Below are 3,125 nucleotides of genomic sequence, written 5' to 3'. Positions count from 1 at the left end.
CCTGGGCCAGGGGCGTCACTGTGGATACGCGGTCCAGCGGGTCGTAGGTGTACTTGCAGAGGATGGCCATTATCGTTCCCTGATGATGACGAAGTCAGGGCTTTAGCGTGAGCCCGTCGGAACCGACAGTCCACTGGCAAAACTATCAGTAGGGCACCCAAAAGCAAGAGTCCGGGTGACCTGGGTAATGAGCTCATGGGTTGTCATGGCTCTGTAAAATCGCCCAGGTTCTGGCAGAGGGCTGGATGGCATAAAGACAAACGTCACTAAATAGAATATCTGATCCTTCTGCCAGCAGCCCCAGCGTTGCTTCCGCGGCTCTGTAAAGGTAGGCCGAACCCACTTGTTGAGTTTATCGATGAGGCAGTTGAAGCGCCAAGAGCCTCTCTTGCAGCGCTTTGTGGGGGAAAAGGATATGGATCTCTTCGTGAATAATCTGGCGGCGCATCAGGCGGCCGTGGACTATCCGGTGGCGGTTGGCGGGTGGAGTGAGGCGCTGTTCTTCGCCCGGCGAGCCGATTTGCTCCAGCTTGAGCATCAGATCGTCTTTGCCCCATTCGTCTCGCAGCTAAGGAGCCCCGCCAAAACACTGTCGAAGTGACTCCTAAGCCAAATCCCACATATTGAAATATTGAGCTGGTCTCGGGGTGCGCGTCTTTCGTCAACACCGACCCTATCGTGGGAAAAAGGCCAAGAATACCTGTTAATGAGCCGACGACCGAGACTGTCCTCGTCTTGACCCCCTTCGATAGGAGTGCCCCTCCCCCCCCTGCGAGCGCACCGAGTACCGACAGGCCTAAACCCACCCAAAACCACGCGCTTTCATGCCCTGTCGGATCAACCCGGTTGACCGGATCTCCCGCGCAATACGCATACGCATTCACGCCACCCTTGCCAAACGGGCTCAGGCTGTCCGGGCTGTTGAAGCGCATCAGCACCGGGTTGTAGGCGCGATAACCGTTGCCAAGCAGGTAATAGCCGGTGAGAGGGTCGCTCTGTTCGCCGTTGAAGCCGGGCATTCCGTCGAGGGCCTGGGCAGTGTCATGGTGACCGTAAGGCGAGTAGGCAATGTCCGCCTGGTGTCCGTCTTCACTGGCATGCAGAACGCTATTGTGCAGGTCGCTGGCGATCATCATTGTCACGACCTCATCGCCCTCCCGACTCTGTTGCGCGAGCAACTGGCCGCCAGCGCGGATGCAGGTTCGTTGCCTGCCGCCCTGTAACTCGGTCATCAGTTGCTCGCCGTTATAGAACCGGTTGGCGACGGCCTGAGCCAATGGCGTCACTGTGGATAAGCGGTCCAGCGGGTCGTAGGTGTACCTGCACAGGATGGCCATTATCGTTCCCTGATGATGGAGGTCAGGCTTCAGCGTGATCCGAGTCGGGAGGCAGGTCTACTGGTAGAAATGTCAGCGAGCGGGTTTATGCAGAGAACGAAGAGGATGTTCAAAGACGAGTATCTTCAATCCTTGAATTACCACTCCGAATGCTTGAACGCGAGGACTTAGCTCTCTTCTTCGCCAATTTTGCAAAGAATGACCGCACTGAGCTTACAAGCGGCCTGACACGAAACCCAAGCGTGTAAGCCGCAGTCACTACAGCGATACCTCTCAACGATTTGATTGCCGGTGCGTCAGGCTCAACCTTCCCTAAAATATGCGATGCCGTCCATAAGGTGCTGGCAGCCAACGCACCTATGCCTGTAGCAGCCGATACTATTTCCGACTTGTTCGCTGGCCTTCTGACTACAGCGCCCCCGGAAAGCGGATTATCGACAGCGCTGACCTCGGGCTTTACCTTCACCCCCTTTACCAGAGCCTTTACTGAGGAACGGTTCACCAGCAGGACAGTAACAGCGGTGGCGAAGGCTATACCAACATAGAAGGATGGCAGCCATTCATCAAAGAAATCATGCCCGCTCGGATCGGATCGATTGATCGGGTCCCCCGCACAATACGCATAGGCATTTATTCCACCCTTGCCAAACGGACTCATACTGTCCGGGCTGTTGAAGCGCATCAAAACGGGGTTGTAGGCGCGATAACCATTGCCCAGCAGATAATGATCGGTCAACGGATCGGGTCGCTCACCGTTGAAGCCTGGCAGCTGGTTCAATGCTTGCCGATGCCCGTAGGGGGTGTAGGCGATAGGGCCAGGCAAGCCGGCCGATACGGTGTGGAGCACGCTGTGCTGTTGGTCCGAGCCGATCAACAACGTGGCGAGCGCTGACTGCATGGCCAGCAACTGACGGTCGCGATGCAGGAAACGAAGGTGTTCTGCCCCCTGAATCTCGCTGACCAGAATATCGGACTGATAGAACGAACGGGCAATGGCTCCAGCGGCAGGCGTGCGAGCCGCGAGCCGGTCAAGCGCGTCGTAGCGGTAACGGCACAGAGGGGTTGGCTGGCGCATGGCGAGTAACCGGAGTGGTCTTGATCGGCGAGGCGGGCCTCTTCAAGCACACAATGCATTGCAGGGACCGCAGCGGCTACTCGTAGAACTGCTAGGTTGCATCAGGCCTGTCAGGGGTTCTGGACGCATTCCAGCGAGCGCTCCAGCTCGGCCTTGGCCATATTGATCAGATGCACCACCGAGAACGCCAGATCACGTTTCAGGCCATCGAGGTTGTCACCGGTTTCATACGCGGTGGCTGAGGCACAGCGCAGTATGTCGCTGACCTGTATCAGAGAGTCTTCCAGAGAATTGGGGAGCGGCGGGGACGGGGTTGAGTTGATCATCATATGTGCCTCTGCAAGTAGGGCCATCAGATGTTCGCTGCTAAACAAACAAGGGTGGCGACTTTGACGCGGGTTAGCAGACCGGTAGAGAACACAGACCCGGCGCACTCGAAAGTGCCCCACGCAAAGCCGCCATAAAACGGTAATTGCGCTGCGTATCTCTGGACAGGCTGCTAAACCCGGTCGCTGGAAAAATCAGCGACCGACGCAGCCTAGAGTGCAGAGTTGGCAGGCACAAGGGCCCGGGATTTTCTAGGAAAGGTCATACGCAGGAAAGAGAAAAGACTGAAGGAAAGGTCCTGCAGGACAGGTTTTTCGTGAGCGGAAGTAACCTGATTCTTCGAGAAGAGGACGCAGAGCGTCCAGAACGGCATTCCCACGCTGGAG

The 3,125-nt window shown here is 56.9% G+C and carries 3 protein-coding genes; all 3 read right to left on the bottom strand.

Annotated elements, in window-relative coordinates:
* Nucleotides 1-266: 266 nt before the first annotated feature.
* Nucleotides 267-1,337 (bottom strand): RHS repeat-associated core domain-containing protein, encoded by a 1,071-nt coding sequence (locus LIX91_RS25430; RefSeq protein WP_226489401.1) that lies wholly within the window; start codon nt 1,335-1,337, stop codon nt 267-269.
* Nucleotides 1,338-1,446: 109 nt separating this feature from the next.
* Nucleotides 1,447-2,412, bottom strand: coding sequence for an RHS repeat-associated core domain-containing protein (locus tag LIX91_RS25425; RefSeq protein WP_226489400.1), 966 nt, complete (start codon nt 2,410-2,412; stop codon nt 1,447-1,449).
* Nucleotides 2,413-2,522: 110 nt separating this feature from the next.
* Nucleotides 2,523-2,738 (bottom strand): DUF6124 family protein, encoded by a 216-nt coding sequence (locus tag LIX91_RS25420; RefSeq protein ID WP_032702556.1) that lies wholly within the window; start codon nt 2,736-2,738, stop codon nt 2,523-2,525.
* Between the last annotated feature and the right edge of the window lie 387 nt (nt 2,739-3,125).

This window comes from Pseudomonas sp. B20, assembly GCF_020515755.1.
GTDB lineage: Bacteria > Pseudomonadota > Gammaproteobacteria > Pseudomonadales > Pseudomonadaceae > Aquipseudomonas > Aquipseudomonas syringae.
Note: the sequence above shows the minus strand (reverse complement) of the source record. Positions and strands in the feature narration are given on the sequence as shown.